Source organism: Vibrio comitans (assembly GCA_024346835.1).
Lineage (GTDB): Bacteria > Pseudomonadota > Gammaproteobacteria > Enterobacterales > Vibrionaceae > Vibrio > Vibrio comitans.
The window spans coordinates 2768042-2784037 of the sequence record AP024866.1 but is presented as its reverse complement, the minus strand read 5'-3'; the positions used below and the strand labels follow the sequence as shown (position 1 = coordinate 2784037).

Here is a 15996-nt window from a genome sequence, read left to right as displayed (position 1 = left end):
TGATGAGCAAGGCTCAGAAAACAAGGACATTAGAATTACAGTCTCAGTCGCAGCTGCTTGATAAGCTGCGTCTCATGACTCGATTTGGTTCAAATCTCGTTACTTTTATTGGCGCAAGGGGAGCTGGTAAATCTTGGCTCCTCAACCGTTACTTCTCGCACTTCGTTTCTACTCGCTATAAAGCACTGCTGTTAGGTGATGCTTCCTCGTCTGAACTGGACATCAAGCAAACGCTATTTCAACAACTTATCCCTAATGGCACATTCGATGCCGACCTTAGTCTTTTTGAGAATCTAGATAATGAATTAGGATTGCAAACGACCGAGTTTGTTATCTTGGTTGATGATGCCAGCTTACTCTCCGAAGAGAACCTACTTTTACTTTGGAGTTTGGTGGAGCGCATTCAAGCACACCCTACCTGGACTCTGAGTTTAATTTTGGCATGTGGCCCTGACTTGTTAAGCAAGAAAGTGTTGCCACTAAGTCGGCAATTTAATGTGCAGCCGACAGAGCTAAAAATTGAGCCACTTCGTCAAAGTGAAGCGGAGTTCTTTTTAGAGTTGATGGTCCTTCGTAAATTCGAAAGCCTCAAGAAACGCGATAAAATCCGCAAGAAAGCACAGCGATGTGCTCGATACCCGGGTGAGCTCATTGCACTAGGAAATAAAGTGAAATCAACTAAATCAGCCTTGCCTTCGCATAATGGCTCTGCCAAATCTGGCATTATTATTACCTTGCTCGTTATTTTATTAGGTCTGCTCACTTGGTGGTTACTATCGGGTTCAGGCAAGCCGACAGGCAACGAGCCTGTTCCAATAACGCCGTCTGAAAGTGTAGAAAATCAAAACGAGTTATCGCTATCTGGTGAGAGCAGTGAGGTGGTGGACTTTTCGGTTAAAGAGCAAGACACCCTTATCGATGATACCAAGGAATTGCCCCCTCCAGTGACGGATAAAACAGTCACCTTGGCGGACAATAGCAACGGCAGACAGCGAGTGGTCGTCCCTGATGAGGTTGTTGATTCACTAATAGAGACTGAATCTCAGGTAGCAGCGCCACAACCTAAACAAGTTGAACCTGTGGCAAAAAGTGAAGACAAGCCGCTAAGTAACGCGGTTAATTTCTCTTTTTCTAGAGAAGAGCTGAAGGAAATCAGTGCGAAGCGTTACACGATTCAGCTTGGCGCATTGAGAACTATGCGCGAGGTGCAATCCTTCCTTGATACCCACCAGATGCAAAATGAAACTCGAATCTATCCTACGCTTCGCTCAGGAAAGAAATGGTACATCATTACTTACGGTGACTATCGCTACGTGAAGCTAGCTAGCCAAGGTATTGCTGAGCTGCCAGAGGCGGTTCAAGAGGTGGGGCCTTGGGTTAAGTCTATGACACAAGTGCATAAAGAGATTGAAGCAGGAAAATAACGCTGAGATGAGCTTCGTTTTATGTTACATTCCGCGTCCTATAAATTATGGGTAGTGAAGACCGGCAATGAAAAAACAACGTGCCTTTTTAAAGTGGGCAGGTGGCAAGTATGGACTCGTTGATGATATTCAGCGTCATCTGCCACAAGCAAAAAAGCTGGTTGAACCTTTTGTTGGTGCAGGCTCGGTTTTCTTAAATACTGACTATGAGCAGTATTTGTTAGCAGACATTAACCCAGATTTAATCAATCTTTATAACCTACTGAAGAATGATCCTCAGGCCTATATCAATGAGGCCAAGCGTATGTTTACGCCTGAATACAACCAAAAAGAGGTGTATTTGGAGGTTCGTAGGCAGTTTAACGCTACCGATGACATTCTTTTCCGCTCTGTCGCTTTTTTGTATATGAATCGATTTGGTTTTAATGGCCTGTGTCGATACAACAAGAAGGGCGGATTCAATGTACCTTTTGGTTCCTACAAGAAGCCGTATTTTCCAGAGCAAGAGCTCGAATTTTTTGCTGAGAAAGCCAAAAAGGCGACATTTGTCTGTGAGGGTTATTTAGAAACCTTTAAGCGTGCTCGCAAGGGGAGTGTGGTTTACTGCGATCCTCCTTATGCGCCTTTATCTACCACAGCGAACTTTACCACTTACTCTGGCAATGGTTTCTCTTTAGATGACCAAGCGGCTTTGGCTGATGTTGCAGAGCGCACAGCGACTAAGCGTGGCATACCTGTACTGATTTCCAATCACGATACCATGCTCACTCGTCGTTTATACCATGGCGCTGAACTGAATGTGGTTAAGGTTAAACGTACGATCAGTCGAAATGGTGCGGGACGAAATAAGGTGGATGAATTGCTGGCTCTATTTAATAGCGCGGACTAATTTCTCCTCTGTTATCGCAACAATCATAATCATTTCAAATTTGTCCTTTTAGTTTATCGTTTGCTTTTGTAGAATTGCGCGCAAATTGAACGCCTTATACAGGGGACAGGTATGACCGATTTTCTTATTGCTCCATCTATTTTATCCGCGGATTTTGCTCGTTTAGGTGAAGATGTTGAGCGTGTGCTCGCAGCTGGCGCCGATGTAGTGCATTTTGATGTGATGGACAACCACTACGTTCCAAACCTGACCTTTGGTGCCCCGATCTGTAAGGCACTGCGTGATTATGGAATTACTGCACCTATCGATGTTCATCTAATGGTTAAGCCTGTTGATGCTATCGTCCCTGAGTTTGCCAAAGCTGGCGCAAGCATGATCACCTTCCATGTTGAAGCATCTGAGCACGTTGACCGTACTCTGCAACTGATTAAAGAGCATGGTTGTAAGGCTGGCGTAGTATTAAATCCTGCAACACCTCTATCTCACTTGGACTACATCATGGATAAGGTTGATATGATCTTGCTGATGTCAGTAAATCCTGGCTTTGGTGGTCAGTCTTTCATTCCAAGTACTCTAGATAAACTGCGAGCAGTACGTGAACGTATTGACGCGAGCGGTCGCGATATTCGCTTAGAGATTGATGGTGGCGTGAAGGTAGACAATATTCGCGAGATTGCTGAAGCCGGCGCAGATATGTTTGTTGCAGGTTCAGCTATCTTTAATCAGCCTGATTACAAGCAAGTGATTGATGAAATGCGTGCTGAACTGGCTAAGGTGAAATAACTTGTCGTCAAATACTATTAAGCTTCTTGCCTTTGACCTTGATGGAACGCTACTTGATAGCGTTCCCGACCTGACCACAGCAGTCGATCTTGCCATGAAAGCGATGGGAAGACCGGGCGCATCAGAAGCTCAGGTAAGAGATTGGGTTGGCAACGGAGCAGATACTCTTGTTGCGAGAGCCTTGAGCCAAGATATCGAAATTGATCTAAGCCTAACAGATGAGTCCAAGAGCGAAGCGAGAGCGCATTTTGATCGCTTCTACGCAGAGTGTGGACACACGCAAAGTACTCTATACCCTAGAGTAAAAGAGTCGCTGCGAGCGTTGCACGAAGCGGGCTATCAACTTGCGGTTATTACTAATAAACCGTACCAGTTTGTGCCCGAGATTCTCGCTCAACACGGTATTGATGATCTGTTTATTGACGTTTTAGGTGGGGACAGCCTTGCCAAGAAAAAACCAGATCCTTTGCCATTGACGCATCTAATGGGCAAGTACCAAGCGTCTCTTTCTGAGACCGTTATGATTGGTGATTCTAAAAACGACATATTGGCAGCCAAAAATGCTGGAGTCATGTCTGTCGCTTTGCCATATGGATATAACCATGGCGAACCTATCGAACAAGCGAACCCAGATCACTTGATTCAAGATCTCTCTCAACTGCCAGAGTTACTCACTCGCTGTTAAAACCAAGTAATGAGCTTAAGTTGATATGAAATTCCAACTTAGGCTCATTTTCCTGTTTTTTTCCTTCCAATATACTCATCGATGAGTACACTGCTTTATCGTACAAAATTTTTATTTTAGAAGTATTGAGGAAGTAATTATCATGACCACTAAACCAATAGTGTTGAGCGGTGTTCAGCCGTCTGGTGAATTAAGCATTGGCAACTATCTTGGTGCTTTGCGTCAGTGGCATCAGATGCAAGATGATTACGACTGCCAGTACTGTGTTGTTGACCTTCATGCTATCACGGTTCGTCAAGACGCGAAGGCATTGCACGAAGCAACACTAGACGCACTTGCTATCTGTCTTGCTGTAGGTGTTACGCCAGAGAAAAGCACACTGTTTGTGCAATCTCACGTACCAGAGCATGCTCAACTAGGTTGGATTCTGAACTGTTACACCCAAATGGGTGAGCTAAACCGCATGACGCAGTTTAAAGATAAATCTCAGCGCTACGCTAATGACGTTAACGTGGGTTTGTATGATTACCCAGTGTTGATGGCTGCTGATATTTTGTTGTACGGTGCACACCAAGTGCCAGTCGGTAACGACCAGAAGCAACACCTAGAGTTAGCTCGCGATATCGCAAACCGTTTCAATAACATCTACAGCACGCCGGAAGCGCCAATCTTCCAAGTTCCTGAGCCGTACATTCCAACAGTGAATGCTCGCGTAATGAGCCTGCAAGATGCGACCAAGAAAATGTCGAAGTCAGATGACAACCGTAAGAACGTTATCACTCTTCTTGAAGAGCCAAAATCTATCATTAAGAAGATTAATAAGGCGCAAACGGATCCAGATAACCCACCTCGTATCCATCATGATATTGAGAACAAGGCGGGTATTGCTAACCTAATGGGGCTGTACTCTGCGGCTACGGGTAAAACCTTTGCTGAGATCGAAGCGCAATACCAAGGCGTTGAAATGTATGGGCCATTCAAGAAAGATGTGGGTGAAGCTGTTGTTGCTATGCTTGAGCCTATTCAATCTGAGTACCATCGCATCCGTCAAGACATGCCGTACTTAAACGAAGTAATGAAAGCGGGTGCTGAGAAAGCATCAGCGAAAGCCGCTGTGACTTTAGATAAGGTTTTCGAAGCGGTTGGCTTTGTAAAACGTCCGTTTTAGACCCTGCTCAAATAAGTTGTGATAGAATGCCATCGCCGTCAAGGTGGTGGCATTTTTAGTTTGGACTCTTGCATGCTGTTGATCATTGATAATTACGACTCCTTTACTTACAACCTATATCAGTATTTTTGTGAGTTAGGCTGTGACACTAAGGTCGTTCGTAACGATGCGATCACCATTGCCGAGATCCACGAACTCAAACCGCAAGCCATCGTCATATCACCTGGCCCTTGCACCCCAAATGAAGCCGGTATTTCTCTGCAGGTCATCCAAGAGTTTATGGGGCAGTTGCCTCTACTTGGTGTATGCCTAGGTCATCAAGCCATCGCCCAAGCCCTTGGTGGTAAGGTGATTCGCGCTGACAAAGTCATGCATGGTAAAACCTCACCAATACAACACACCAATGCTGGCGTATTTACAGGCCTTAGTAATCCTTTGACGGTGACTCGTTATCATTCGTTGATTGTCGAAAAAGAAACCCTTCCAGAATGCCTTGAGGTAACCGCTTGGACTCTCGATGAAAAGGGGCAACAAAAAGAGATTATGGGTTATCGTCATAAGACGCTGCCAGTTGAGGCGGTACAGTTTCATCCTGAATCGATCAAAACAGAACAAGGCCATGAGATCCTAGCTAACTTCCTTGCTCGCATCCCCCAAACATAAAGCATATCTATTGAAATTCCTTGCATAACATTTTTGCTACTTATTTGATTTAAAAAGTAGGTTTGTTATGCAACATGATCACTTTCCCTATTTCTTGCTCGAATAGCGTCACACTGCTCACATTTTGCACGGTAAATTAGCCTAATTAGGCGTATTTTTCTCTTGAAATGGTTAATAAATTGTAAATACAATGCCTGTACAGAGGAAATGTCTCCAGCAATGCATAAATAGCGAATTTTTTAATTGCGAGGGGAGTGCATAAAAGGAGTGCAGAAATGACAGATGTAACGCGTAAAGATTTCGATGAAGTTATGGTCCCTTGTTATAACCCGATGGCGGTAATTCCGGTTCGAGGTGAAGGGGCGCGAATCTGGGATCAGCAAGATAAGGAATACGTTGATTTTGCTGGTGGTATCGCGGTGAGTTGCTTAGGTCATTGTCACCCGGTGATGGTAGAAGCACTAACTAAGCAAGCGAATCAGTTATGGCACCTGAGTAATGTGATGACCAATGAGCCTGCTTTGCGTTTGGCTAAGAAATTGGTTGAGCTGAGCTTTGCAGATAAAGTCTTCTTTGCCAACTCTGGCGCAGAAGCCAATGAGGCGGCACTTAAACTGGCTCGTCGCTATGCTGTGGATGAGTTTGGTGAGCACAAATCTAAGATCATCGCCTTCAATAAAGGCTTCCATGGTCGTACCTTCTTTACGGTCACAGTAGGTGGTCAATCTGCTTATTCCGACGGTTTTGGTCCTAAGCCGGGTGATGTCGAGCATATCCCTTACAACGACATCCAAGCATTCGAAGCGGCTATCTCCGATGAAACTTGTGCAGTAATGATGGAGCCTCTACAAGGGGAAGGTGGCATCATTGCACCGACTTCAGAGTTCGTGCAAACCGTTCGTGAGCTGTGTGATAAGCATAATGCACTATTGATCTTCGATGAAGTGCAAACGGGTAACGGCCGTACTGGTGACTTCTATGCATACCAAGGTTTGGGAGTAACGCCTGATATCTTGAGTACCGCTAAGTCTCTTGGTGGTGGTTTCCCTGTAGGCGCGATGCTGACGACAGAAAAACTGGCTAAACACCTTAAAGTAGGTACTCACGGTTCAACCTACGGCGGCAACCCATTAGCGTGTGCTGTTGCTGAAGCGGTTGTTGGACATGTTTCTCAACCCGATGTTCTACAAGGCGTAAAAGAGCGTGAAGGGTTATTCCGAGCAGAGCTAGAACGTATTAACGCTAAGTATCCAATCTTTGCTGAGTTCAGAGGTAAGGGCTTATTACTTGGCGCTGAACTGAATGATGACTGGAAAGGTCGCTCTCGTGACATATTGGTTGCTGCCGGTGAAGAAGGTCTGATGGTGCTGATTGCTGGCGCTGACGTGGTCCGTTTCACTCCTTCATTGGTGATTACACCAGAGGAAATCAAGCAAGGATTTGAGCGCTTTGAGGCAGCTGTAGCTAAGTTATACAACGCATAGTTTTCTATCAGGAGGATAGTGGGATGTTAGTAGTACGCCCAATTTTAAAGGATGATTACGATGCATTGCACCTGTGTGCAGAGGAGTCCGGTCACGGGTTTACCTCTTTGCCAGTCAATGAAGAGCTGCTTACCAATAGAATCGATCACTCAGTGAATAGCTTTCAAAAGCCAGAGGTGACATCACCGGGTGACGAAGGCTACCTTATGGTCGGTGTGGATTGTGATACGGGCGAGGTAGCAGGCACCACAGGTATAGAAGCCTCGATAGGCTGGGACGTCCCTTTCTATTCGTACCATATAAGCAAGGTTGTACATTCGTCGCCAAAACTGGGCGTGAACAATGTCGTGAAGTTACTGACCTTTGGTAACAACTACACTGGGTGTAGTGAAATTTGCACTTTGTTTCTGCGTCCTAAGTTCCGTGGTGGACTGAACGGCCGATTGATGTCTAAGTGTCGCTTCTTAATGTTAGCGGAGCACCCTCATCGATTCTCTAAAACGATCTTTGCGGAGATGAGAGGGGTTTCCGATGAAAAAGGCAATTCTCCATTTTGGGAGTGGTTGCAGGAACACTTCTTCTCTATCGACTTTACTATGGCCGATTACCTCACTGGTATTGGCAAGAAAGGCTTTATCGCTGACCTAATGCCAAAGTTGCCTATCTACATCAATCTATTGAGTAAAGAGGCACAGGCGGTGATTGGCGAGGTGCATGACAATACCCGACCAGCATTGAAATTGCTTGAGAACGAAGGTTTCACCTGTAGAGACTATGTCGACATCTTCGATGCCGGCCCAACAGTGGAATGTGACCTTCGCAATATTGATACTGTGCGCCATTCCTTTAGGGCGCAAGTGTCGGTTGCAGAGCACGGCAGTTCTACCAATTACCTCATTAGTAATACCTCGTTTGAAAACTTCAGAGCGGTAGCTCAACAAGCGGCATTTGATGCTGAAACTCAAAGCGTCATTATCAGCCCTAAAGTTGCTAGCGCCCTTCAAGTTGAGAACGGTGATTGGGTTCGAATGGCGGCGGTATAAACAGAACAACAAGGACGAATTAGATGGAAACGCATTTTATCGCAGGTGAGTGGATTTCAGGCCAAGGTCATGATGTGCACTCTTTATCCCCTTATAACAGTGAGGTGATCTGGCAGGGTCACTCTGCGAGCAAAGGACAGGTTGAACTGGCCGTTTCAAGTGCGCGACATGCGTTTTTGAGCTGGAAAAAGTGCTCTTTTGAAGAGCGTGAGCAAATCGTACTGCGCTTTGCCGAGCTAGTTAAAGAAAATGCAGAGCTGGTTGCTGAGACTGTTGCTAAAGAGACAGGCAAGCCATTATGGGAAACACGTACTGAAGCCGCTGCGATGGCAGGCAAGATCGCGCTATCGATTAAATCCTACCATGAGCGCACAGGCACAAAGCATAAGCAGGTTGCTGGTAATGATGTGACTTTGCAGCATAGACCTTTGGGCGTATTAGCGGTATTTGGTCCGTATAACTTCCCTGTACACCTTCCTAACGGGCATATCGTACCTGCGTTGTTGGCAGGGAACACAGTAGTCTTTAAGCCTTCTGATCTAACGCCACTGTGTGGCGAGCTTGCAGTGAAGCTTTGGCATGAAGCAGGCTTACCTAATGGTGTAATCAATTTGGTTCAAGGTGGTAAAGATACTGGCATTGCACTGGCTGATTCTACGCAAATTGATGGGCTTTTGTTTACCGGTAGTGCCAACACTGGTCATATTCTACATCGCCAGTTTGCTGGGCAACCTGAAAAAATGTTGGCGCTGGAAATGGGCGGCAATAACCCGCTGATTGTTGGTGAAGACTTTGGTGAGCTTGATGCCGCGGTTCACACCGTAGTGCAGTCTGCCTTTATTAGTGCTGGGCAACGGTGTACCTGTGCTAGACGCTTGTATGTCGCGAAAGGTGATGCGGGCGATGAACTCATCGCTCGATTAGTGAAGGTCACAGCGCAGTTAAAGATGGATCAGCCATTTGCACAGCAGCAACCCTTTATGGGGACGCTCATCTCGCGTAGCGCAGCTGAGCAGATTGTGACCGCGAAGCAGACGTTGATCGACCTTGGTGGCAAGCCGCTGCTGGATGGAAAACTGCTGAACGATGCCTTTGTTGAACCGAGCATTTTAGATGTCACTGATATCACGACACTGCCCGATGAAGAGTATTTTGGACCATTGCTACAGATTGTTCGCTATAGCGACTTTGCCCAAGCGATTGAGCTGGCGAATAACACCAAATACGGTCTATCCGCCGGTCTGATATCTGTTGATGATGCTCAGTGGGCGCTCTTCTCAGATGAAATCAGAGCAGGCATAGTCAACCGTAATCGCCCTATCACGGGTGCGAGCGGTGATGCGCCATTCGGTGGTCCGGGTGCGTCAGGCAACCTTCGCCCAAGTGCATTCTATGCGGCAGATTACTGTGCATACCCGATGGCTTCGATAGCAGGAGATGCGCCAATAATGCCAGAGACATTGTCTCCAGGTATTCAATTCGACTAATACAATCAAGGAGGGGTTATGGGTGTCCAAAAGCTATTTGACCAACTGTGGAGTGATTTTAATGGCAGGCTTTGTCCGTCTTCGCACACTATTCATGAGCTATTGAAGCAAGATAAGGCGCTGATCAATGATCACATTGCGTTGCGTACCTTCGATTGTTCACCCATAGGCCTAGAGGTACTGGCGAAGCCATTTATCGAGCTGGGTTATCAAGAGGGTGGCGATTATGTCTTTAAAGCGAAAAAGTTGGTTGCTAAGCACTACCAGCATCCAGACCCTGATATGCCTAAGGTATTTATTAGCCAATTGCAGCTTGAGCAGTGTTCAAGTGAGTTGCAGTCGATTGTGAAAAAGCTCGTTGAGCAGATAGATTCAAGTAAACTGCAAGATTCAGCGTTTTTGCATGGTGGCCGATTGTGGGACGTGAGCTTTGAGGATTATCAGCGCCTAGCCAAAGAGAGTGAATATGCCTCTTGGGTAGCAGCTCATGGTTTTGGTGCCAATCATTTCACTGTGAGCGTGAATCAACTGGCTCAGTTTGAAGATGTTTTTGAGGTGAACACCTTTTTGAAGGATAACCGTTTTGCTATCAATGCATCTGGCGGCGAGGTTAAAGGCTCCCCAGAGGTCTTGTTAGAGCAATCATCGACAATGGCAGATAAAGTGGAGGTGGTATTTTCTGATGGCGTACAGCGCATTCCAGGTGGCTTTTATGAGTTTGCCAAGCGCTATGAGATGTCAGTAGGAAATTTGTACCAAGGTTTTGTTGAGGCTTCTGCGGATAAAATATTTGAGAGCACCAACAACTAACTTCTTGCTTTTAGATATAAAAAAACCGCTGTCATGACAGCGGTTTTTTGTATTTGGTTACTGAGAGTGGATTAGCGAGTGCCGTAAACCACAATAGTTTTACCGTGTGCAGAGATTAGGTTCTGCTCTTCTAGCATCTTCAAGATACGACCTACAGTCTCACGAGAACAACCTACAATCTGGCCGATCTCTTGACGAGTGATCTTGATTTGCATGCCGTCAGGGTGAGTCATTGCATCAGGTTGCTTCGCTAGGTTAAGTAGAGTTTGAGCGATACGACCAGTTACGTCTAGGAACGCTAGATCACCTACTTTTTGGCTAGTTACTTGCAGACGCTTAGCCATTTGCGAAGAAAGACGCATTAGGATGTCTGGGTTAACCTGAATAAGCTGACGGAATTTTTTAAATGAAATCTCAGCAACCTCACAAGGAGATTTTGCACGTACCCAAGCGGTACGCTCTTGATCATCTTCAAAAAGACCTAATTCACCGATGAAGTCACCTTGGTTTAGGTAAGAAAGAATCATTTCTTTCCCTTCTTCATCTTTGATCAGTACGGCTACCGAACCCTTAACGATGTAGTAAAGAGTTTCCGCTTTTTCACCAGCGTGGATCAGTGTGCTTTTTGAAGGGTATTTGTGGATGTGGCAGTGTGACAAAAACCATTCTAACGTTGGATCTGTTTGAGGTTTACCTAAAACCATATTCTTATCTTCCTCTCTCAGCGAGTATAATTATGTTCCCTGACCTCGCCATATAAGGGGAGCGGGGTGTAGTTGCTGCTACTACTTCAAATTTTATCAGTACGAATAGTATCTTTTTTTTGAGTACATTTCTTGATTTTGATCGGTTTGAATTGTCGATTTTACAAGCAAAACCGTGTCCTCAATCACACTCTGAGACAAGAGTGTGGTTCAGGTTCAAAATTAGCCGATCTTACCCGTCTCTAGCAGTTGTTGCAGGATAGGGCGAATAATCAACTCCATAGCAAAACTCATTTTTCCTCCCGGGACAACCAAAGTATTGTGACGAGACATAAATGAGCCATCGATCATTGCCAGTAGGTATGGGAAGTCGACATTCTTAAAGCCGCGCATACGAATGACCACAAAGCTTTCATCTAAACTCGGGATTCCTTTGGCGTTTAGAGGGTTTGAGGTATCTACGGTTGGCACCCGCTGGAAGTTGATGTGTGTGCGAGAAAACTGCGGGGTAATGAAGTTTAAATAGTCGTCCATTGAGCGCACGATGGAGTCCATAACCGCTTCGCGTGAATGACCTCTATCGCGAGTATCGCGGACGAACTTTTGAATCCACTCAAGGTTAACGATGGGTACCATGCCAATCAATAAATCAACATGCTTGGCGACATTACAGGTGCTGTCTACGACGCCACCATGCAAGCCTTCATAGAAGAGAACATCGCTTTCTTGTGGTAATTCTTGCCAGGGAGTGAAGGTACCTGGCATTTGGTTGTATGGCACAGCTTCATCGAATGTGTGTAGATAGCGACGAACCTTGCCTTCGCCTTTTTCGCCATAGTCTTTGAAGAAGTTTTCTAGTGCGGGGAAATCATTGGCTTCTGGGCCAAAGTAACTAATATGTCGTCCCTGCTCTTTTGCTTTACGAATAGCGACATCCATTTCTGGACGAGTAAAACGGTGGAAGCTGTCGCCTTCAACCCAGGCGGCCTTTGCATTCATCATGTTGAACATCTTGCGAAAGGCTTCTGATGTAGTGGTGGTACCGGCTCCTGAAGAACCCGTTACCGCTATAATGGGGTGTTTGGCTGACATGACTTTCCTTGTCTTGTGAGTGAATTAAGGTTGATTGTATACAAATCGAGTTTAACGATTGAGTGCTTATAAGAGTTTTGCGCCTTGGCTCACTTTTATATCAATGCTCTCATGTAGCTCTGAGTACACAATAACCGCTGTACCTTGCTGCAACTGCCATTTGATTTGGTCAACCTTATCTTGCAGTGAGATCTCAACGTCTCCGTAGTCCGTTCCTTCTCTTAGGACAAACTCTTTTATTAGGCTATCTAGTGTTTCAGGAGCGATTTCTTTCCAAGGTACGATCATGGCTGATGCTTATTAGATTAATATGTCTGAGAGGTGAATTTATCATAAAAGCTTGGCACAGCCACCTCCAACCAAAAATAGGGGTTGTTAAATGAGCCGCCAATAAAGCCAACGTGGCCTCCGTTGGCAATCAAGTGATAATTGATATTTTGGTTGAGTTTAAATTTGGGGACGACGTCATCGGTCATAAAAGGGTCATCCTTGGCATGAATGACGTTAATGGGCACAGTCACGCTATTTAGCTTTGGGAGCCCTGAACAACGAGTATAGTAGTCATTGGCATTGGCGTAACCATGCAGTGGTGCGGTAATGGCATTGTCGAATTGATGTAAGAAGCGCATGTTCTTTACGGTATCTACATCGATCTCCAGTGCTTCTTCTAACAAATGAATCTTTTGCAGAGCTGTCTGTTTTAAAGAATCCAACAGATAGTGATGATAGAGCCTCGAGAAGCCTTGCTCGATTCGTCTAGAACAGGCGGCGAGATCGAGAGGAGCACAGATGATGGTTGCTTCATCTATGAGCGGTTGGTCAGCATACCGAGCCAAGTAATTGACCAGCATGTTTCCACCCAGAGAGATCCCAACCGCCACCTTAGGATTATTCGGAAATCGACAATTGAGATGCTCTAGAAAAAAACGCGCATCTTCGGTTTCACCAGAGTGGTAAGCACGAGCTTGTTTATTTGGCTTACCGCTGCAGCCTCGAAAATGCATCATGACAGATAACCATCCTTTCTCAGCGAAAGAGTGCATTAGTCCATGTGCGTAAGGACTATTGAAGCTGCCTTCTAGGCCATGAAATAGGATGAAGATAGGCTTGTTAGCGACAGAATCACACCGCCAATCGTCACTCCAAGCTAGGTCAATAAAGTCATTATCTGGTGTGGTTAGGGTTTCCCACGTAGGTGTAAACAGCGGTTGTTTACGAATAAACCGCGGCATCAATGTCTGAAGGTGAGGGTTCTTCATTGCCCAAAATGGGGAGAAGGTTTTCATCATGGCCTTTGCTTATTGAAGATAATAGCCAAATGCTCTGCCCCTAATTGATGACAGTAGTCGTCTGCGAGGTGAGGCGCTTCCACCTTACTGAGTTCAATTCGATGAATTATATCTATGATGTCAGCCTGTTGCTGGCGCTCTAGTTGCAACTCGAATTGCAGTGAGTCTCTATACAGAGACTCAGGTAGGTGTTGCTTACTTTTACGTCTTAACTCACGAAAATGAAGCAACAGCGCTTCAGTGCGCCCCAAGCTTTGAATTACCTGTGCCCATTGTGCGGATGGGAAAGTAAGTCTGTGTTCATCAAGCCACTTCAATGCCAACAGTAAGTTTACGTTGCCATGGAAGTGGTTTTGCAGGTAGAGACACGCCTCTTTTATCTCCCGCATCGAGTAGTACTGCAAACTGAATTGCCATAGGCTCTCAATGGTTAGGTGATCATTAGGCGTGTTGTTGTTCATTCTGCGTCGAGATTAGCCTGCATATCTTCAAGGGATTCTTGCTCAGTCATCCATTCCATCTCCACTTCCTCAAGCTCTGACTTAGCGCTGGCTTGTTGGCTAAGTACTTGGGTAAGTTTAGACTTATTTTCTGCTTGATACAGTTCGGTATCACCAAGTTGCTCTTCGCATTGCTCTAACACACTGTTGAGCTTATCCATTTTTTTCTCTAAAGCCGTGATATTTTTGCGAATCGGTGCAGTGAGTTTACGAAACTCTGCTTCTTTTCTTTTCTGGTCTTTCTTAGCAGATGCGGAATTGACGCTCGATTTAACCACTTCCTTTGATTGCGCTTTCTTAATTTCTTTTTGCTGCTCTGTTAGCCACTTATAGTAGTCACTCAGGTCGCCATCAAAGGGCTCCACCTGCTTGTCATGCACAAGGTAAAGATCATCGGTGGTCGCACGTAGTAAGTACCTATCGTGGCTAACAATAACCATTGCACCTTCAAAGGTTTGTAGGGCTAGGGTTAGAGCCTGACGCATATCCAAATCAAGGTGGTTGGTAGGCTCATCGAGAAGCAGTAGGTTAGGCTTTTGCCAAACCAGCAATGCCAATACTAAGCGAGCCTTTTCGCCCCCTGAGAATGGTGCGACCTTATCGAGCGCTTTTTCTCCCTGAAATCCGAAGCTACCTAGGTAATCACGAAGTTGTTGCTCAGTATGATTAGGAGCGATTTGCATCAGATGCTGCAGGGGCGTTTCTTCTGGATGAAGAGTCTCCAGTTGATGCTGAGCAAAGTAGCCAATCTTTACGCCCTGCGAGTAGGTAAGCTCACCGCTCTTTGACGCAAGCTCTCCCGATAGCAATTTAATTAGGGTGGATTTACCTGCGCCGTTGCGCCCCAATAAACCAATGCGACTACCAGGAACTAGATTTAAGCGAATCTTATCTAGGATCAAGGTGTCATCGTAGCCTGCTGATACTTGGTCCATCATCACGATAGGGTTGGGTAGAGCGGTTGGCTCGCGAAACTCAAAGCTAAATGGGTTATCAAATTGAGCGGGTAAAACCTGCTCCATCTTTTCCAGCGCTTTGATTCGACTTTGTGCCTGACGTGCCTTAGATGCCTTATAACGGAATCGGTCGATATAGCTCTGCATATGCGTCATCTGCTTTTGCTGCTTTTGATACATAGCTTGTTGAAGTACTAGCTTTTGAGCTCGCTGGGTTTCAAACGACGAGTAGTTACCCGTATATTCATTAAGGGCTTGATTCTCGATATGGATAATACGACCTACCACAGGGTCTAAAAAATCCCTGTCATGGGAAATCAGCACCAAAGTGCCTCTATAGCTTTGCAGCCAACGCTCAAGCCACATTACTGCGTCTAGATCTAAGTGGTTGGTTGGCTCATCGAGCAGTAGCAGGTCTGAACGACATAACAGTGCTTGAGCCAGGTTCAAGCGCATACGCCAGCCACCAGAGAATTGGGTTAGGTTCCATTCCATTTGTGCTTGAGAAAAGCCTAGACCATCGAGAAGCTCAGCCGCGCGTGCACGAATAGAGTAGCCACCAATGGTCTCTATTTTACCGTGTAGCTCGGCCACTTTATTGCCGTTGTCGTCTTTTTCAGCTTGGACTAAGTCAGCTTCTAACTGGCGATATTCTCTGTCGCCATCGATAACATATTCAATTGCTGTGCGTTCAAGGGCAGGCGTTTCCTGCGCAACCCAAGCCAGCTCCCAATGCTTTGGTTGCTTAAAATCACCCGCATCAATGCTGAGCTCATCCTTCATCAAAGCAAATAGGGTTGATTTACCGCACCCGTTTTTCCCAACAAGGCCGACTTTGTCGCCGGGATGAATGGTGGCAGAAGCGTCTTGCAGAAGGGCTTTGCCTCCGCGCAATAATTGAATGTCTGAAATCGTAATCATGAGAATGCTGAGCGTTAATCAAATATGTTGGCTCGCATATTAGGTGGAATAGGGGTAAAAGTCGATCTCTTGGCGTGATAGGATAAACGTAACGTAAC

Annotated in this window: 16 protein-coding genes; 10 read left to right on the top strand and 6 right to left on the bottom strand. The window is 45.7% G+C overall.

Translation table 11 applies throughout. From position 1 onward, the window contains the following. Window positions 1-2 precede the first annotated feature (2 nt). The 10 genes from OCU46_RS12840 (at window position 3) to OCU46_RS12795 (ending at window position 10436) form a co-directional block, all read left to right on the top strand. On the top strand, window positions 3-1424 hold the full coding sequence (locus OCU46_RS12840) for an SPOR domain-containing protein (RefSeq protein ID WP_141271802.1): 1422 nt from the start codon (window positions 3-5) through the stop codon (window positions 1422-1424). Window positions 1425-1491: 67 nt separating this feature from the next. Next, window positions 1492-2313: a Dam family site-specific DNA-(adenine-N6)-methyltransferase gene (locus OCU46_RS12835; RefSeq protein ID WP_141271803.1), complete on the top strand. Its 822-nt coding sequence runs from the start codon at window positions 1492-1494 to the stop codon at window positions 2311-2313. Between the two features lie 111 nt (window positions 2314-2424). After that, window positions 2425-3096, top strand: coding sequence for a ribulose-phosphate 3-epimerase (rpe, locus tag OCU46_RS12830; RefSeq protein WP_141271804.1), 672 nt, complete (start codon window positions 2425-2427; stop codon window positions 3094-3096). 1 nt (window position 3097) lies between these two features. After that, entirely contained in the window at window positions 3098-3781 is a 684-nt protein-coding gene (locus OCU46_RS12825) for a phosphoglycolate phosphatase (protein ID WP_141271805.1), read from the top strand. A gap of 142 nt (window positions 3782-3923) precedes the next feature. After that, window positions 3924-4949, top strand: coding sequence for a tryptophan--tRNA ligase (trpS, locus tag OCU46_RS12820; RefSeq protein WP_141271806.1), 1026 nt, complete (start codon window positions 3924-3926; stop codon window positions 4947-4949). A gap of 72 nt (window positions 4950-5021) precedes the next feature. Next, the gene (locus OCU46_RS12815) at window positions 5022-5612 is read left to right on the top strand and encodes an aminodeoxychorismate/anthranilate synthase component II (protein WP_141271807.1); all 591 of its coding nucleotides are present in this window, start codon (window positions 5022-5024) and stop codon (window positions 5610-5612) included. Window positions 5613-5887: 275 nt separating this feature from the next. Further along, the gene (locus tag OCU46_RS12810; protein WP_141271808.1) at window positions 5888-7096 is read left to right on the top strand and encodes an aspartate aminotransferase family protein; all 1209 of its coding nucleotides are present in this window, start codon (window positions 5888-5890) and stop codon (window positions 7094-7096) included. A gap of 23 nt (window positions 7097-7119) precedes the next feature. Next, window positions 7120-8139, top strand: a complete 1020-nt coding sequence (astA, locus tag OCU46_RS12805) for an arginine N-succinyltransferase (protein ID WP_141271809.1) — start codon at window positions 7120-7122, stop codon at window positions 8137-8139. Between the two features lie 23 nt (window positions 8140-8162). Beyond that, the gene (gene astD / locus OCU46_RS12800; RefSeq protein ID WP_141271810.1) at window positions 8163-9626 is read left to right on the top strand and encodes a succinylglutamate-semialdehyde dehydrogenase; all 1464 of its coding nucleotides are present in this window, start codon (window positions 8163-8165) and stop codon (window positions 9624-9626) included. Window positions 9627-9644: 18 nt separating this feature from the next. Further along, complete coding sequence (locus OCU46_RS12795; protein WP_141271811.1) at window positions 9645-10436, top strand: DUF1338 domain-containing protein; 792 nt, start codon at window positions 9645-9647, stop codon at window positions 10434-10436. Between the two features lie 71 nt (window positions 10437-10507). Here OCU46_RS12795 and crp read toward each other — a convergent pair whose 3' ends face one another. From crp to OCU46_RS12765, 6 genes are all read right to left on the bottom strand, one after another. Further along, complete coding sequence (gene crp, locus OCU46_RS12790; protein WP_141271812.1) at window positions 10508-11140, bottom strand: cAMP-activated global transcriptional regulator CRP; 633 nt, start codon at window positions 11138-11140, stop codon at window positions 10508-10510. Between the two features lie 222 nt (window positions 11141-11362). Continuing rightward, complete coding sequence (locus OCU46_RS12785; protein ID WP_017031392.1) at window positions 11363-12232, bottom strand: phosphoribulokinase; 870 nt, start codon at window positions 12230-12232, stop codon at window positions 11363-11365. 66 nt (window positions 12233-12298) lie between these two features. After that, on the bottom strand, window positions 12299-12520 hold the full coding sequence (locus tag OCU46_RS12780) for a YheU family protein (protein WP_141271813.1): 222 nt from the start codon (window positions 12518-12520) through the stop codon (window positions 12299-12301). A gap of 17 nt (window positions 12521-12537) precedes the next feature. Continuing rightward, the gene (locus OCU46_RS12775; RefSeq protein ID WP_371858842.1) at window positions 12538-13518 is read right to left on the bottom strand and encodes a hydrolase; all 981 of its coding nucleotides are present in this window, start codon (window positions 13516-13518) and stop codon (window positions 12538-12540) included. Beyond that, window positions 13518-13982: a TIGR02444 family protein gene (locus tag OCU46_RS12770; protein ID WP_141271815.1), complete on the bottom strand. Its 465-nt coding sequence runs from the start codon at window positions 13980-13982 to the stop codon at window positions 13518-13520. Before OCU46_RS12770 ends, OCU46_RS12775 begins: the two co-directional genes overlap by 1 nt. Further along, window positions 13979-15898 carry an ABC transporter ATP-binding protein gene (locus tag OCU46_RS12765; protein WP_141271816.1) on the bottom strand — a complete coding sequence of 640 codons (1920 nt, stop codon included), beginning with the start codon at window positions 15896-15898 and terminating at the stop codon, window positions 13979-13981. Before OCU46_RS12765 ends, OCU46_RS12770 begins: the two co-directional genes overlap by 4 nt. Window positions 15899-15996: the final 98 nt, after the last annotated feature.

Coding starts and splice junctions, on each gene's coding strand:
- OCU46_RS12840 (WP_141271802.1), top strand. CDS start 3: ATGAGCAAGGCTCAGAAAACAAGGACATTAGAATTACAGTCTCAGTCG.
- OCU46_RS12835 (WP_141271803.1), top strand. CDS start 1,492: ATGAAAAAACAACGTGCCTTTTTAAAGTGGGCAGGTGGCAAGTATGGA.
- rpe (WP_141271804.1), top strand. CDS start 2,425: ATGACCGATTTTCTTATTGCTCCATCTATTTTATCCGCGGATTTTGCT.
- trpS (WP_141271806.1), top strand. CDS start 3,924: ATGACCACTAAACCAATAGTGTTGAGCGGTGTTCAGCCGTCTGGTGAA.
- OCU46_RS12815 (WP_141271807.1), top strand. CDS start 5,022: ATGCTGTTGATCATTGATAATTACGACTCCTTTACTTACAACCTATAT.
- OCU46_RS12810 (WP_141271808.1), top strand. CDS start 5,888: ATGACAGATGTAACGCGTAAAGATTTCGATGAAGTTATGGTCCCTTGT.
- astA (WP_141271809.1), top strand. CDS start 7,120: ATGTTAGTAGTACGCCCAATTTTAAAGGATGATTACGATGCATTGCAC.
- astD (WP_141271810.1), top strand. CDS start 8,163: ATGGAAACGCATTTTATCGCAGGTGAGTGGATTTCAGGCCAAGGTCAT.
- OCU46_RS12795 (WP_141271811.1), top strand. CDS start 9,645: ATGGGTGTCCAAAAGCTATTTGACCAACTGTGGAGTGATTTTAATGGC.
- crp (WP_141271812.1), bottom strand. CDS start 11,140: ATGGTTTTAGGTAAACCTCAAACAGATCCAACGTTAGAATGGTTTTTG.
- OCU46_RS12785 (WP_017031392.1), bottom strand. CDS start 12,232: ATGTCAGCCAAACACCCCATTATAGCGGTAACGGGTTCTTCAGGAGCC.
- OCU46_RS12780 (WP_141271813.1), bottom strand. CDS start 12,520: ATGATCGTACCTTGGAAAGAAATCGCTCCTGAAACACTAGATAGCCTA.
- OCU46_RS12775 (WP_371858842.1), bottom strand. CDS start 13,518: ATGAAAACCTTCTCCCCATTTTGGGCAATGAAGAACCCTCACCTTCAG.
- OCU46_RS12770 (WP_141271815.1), bottom strand. CDS start 13,982: ATGAACAACAACACGCCTAATGATCACCTAACCATTGAGAGCCTATGG.
- OCU46_RS12765 (WP_141271816.1), bottom strand. CDS start 15,898: ATGATTACGATTTCAGACATTCAATTATTGCGCGGAGGCAAAGCCCTT.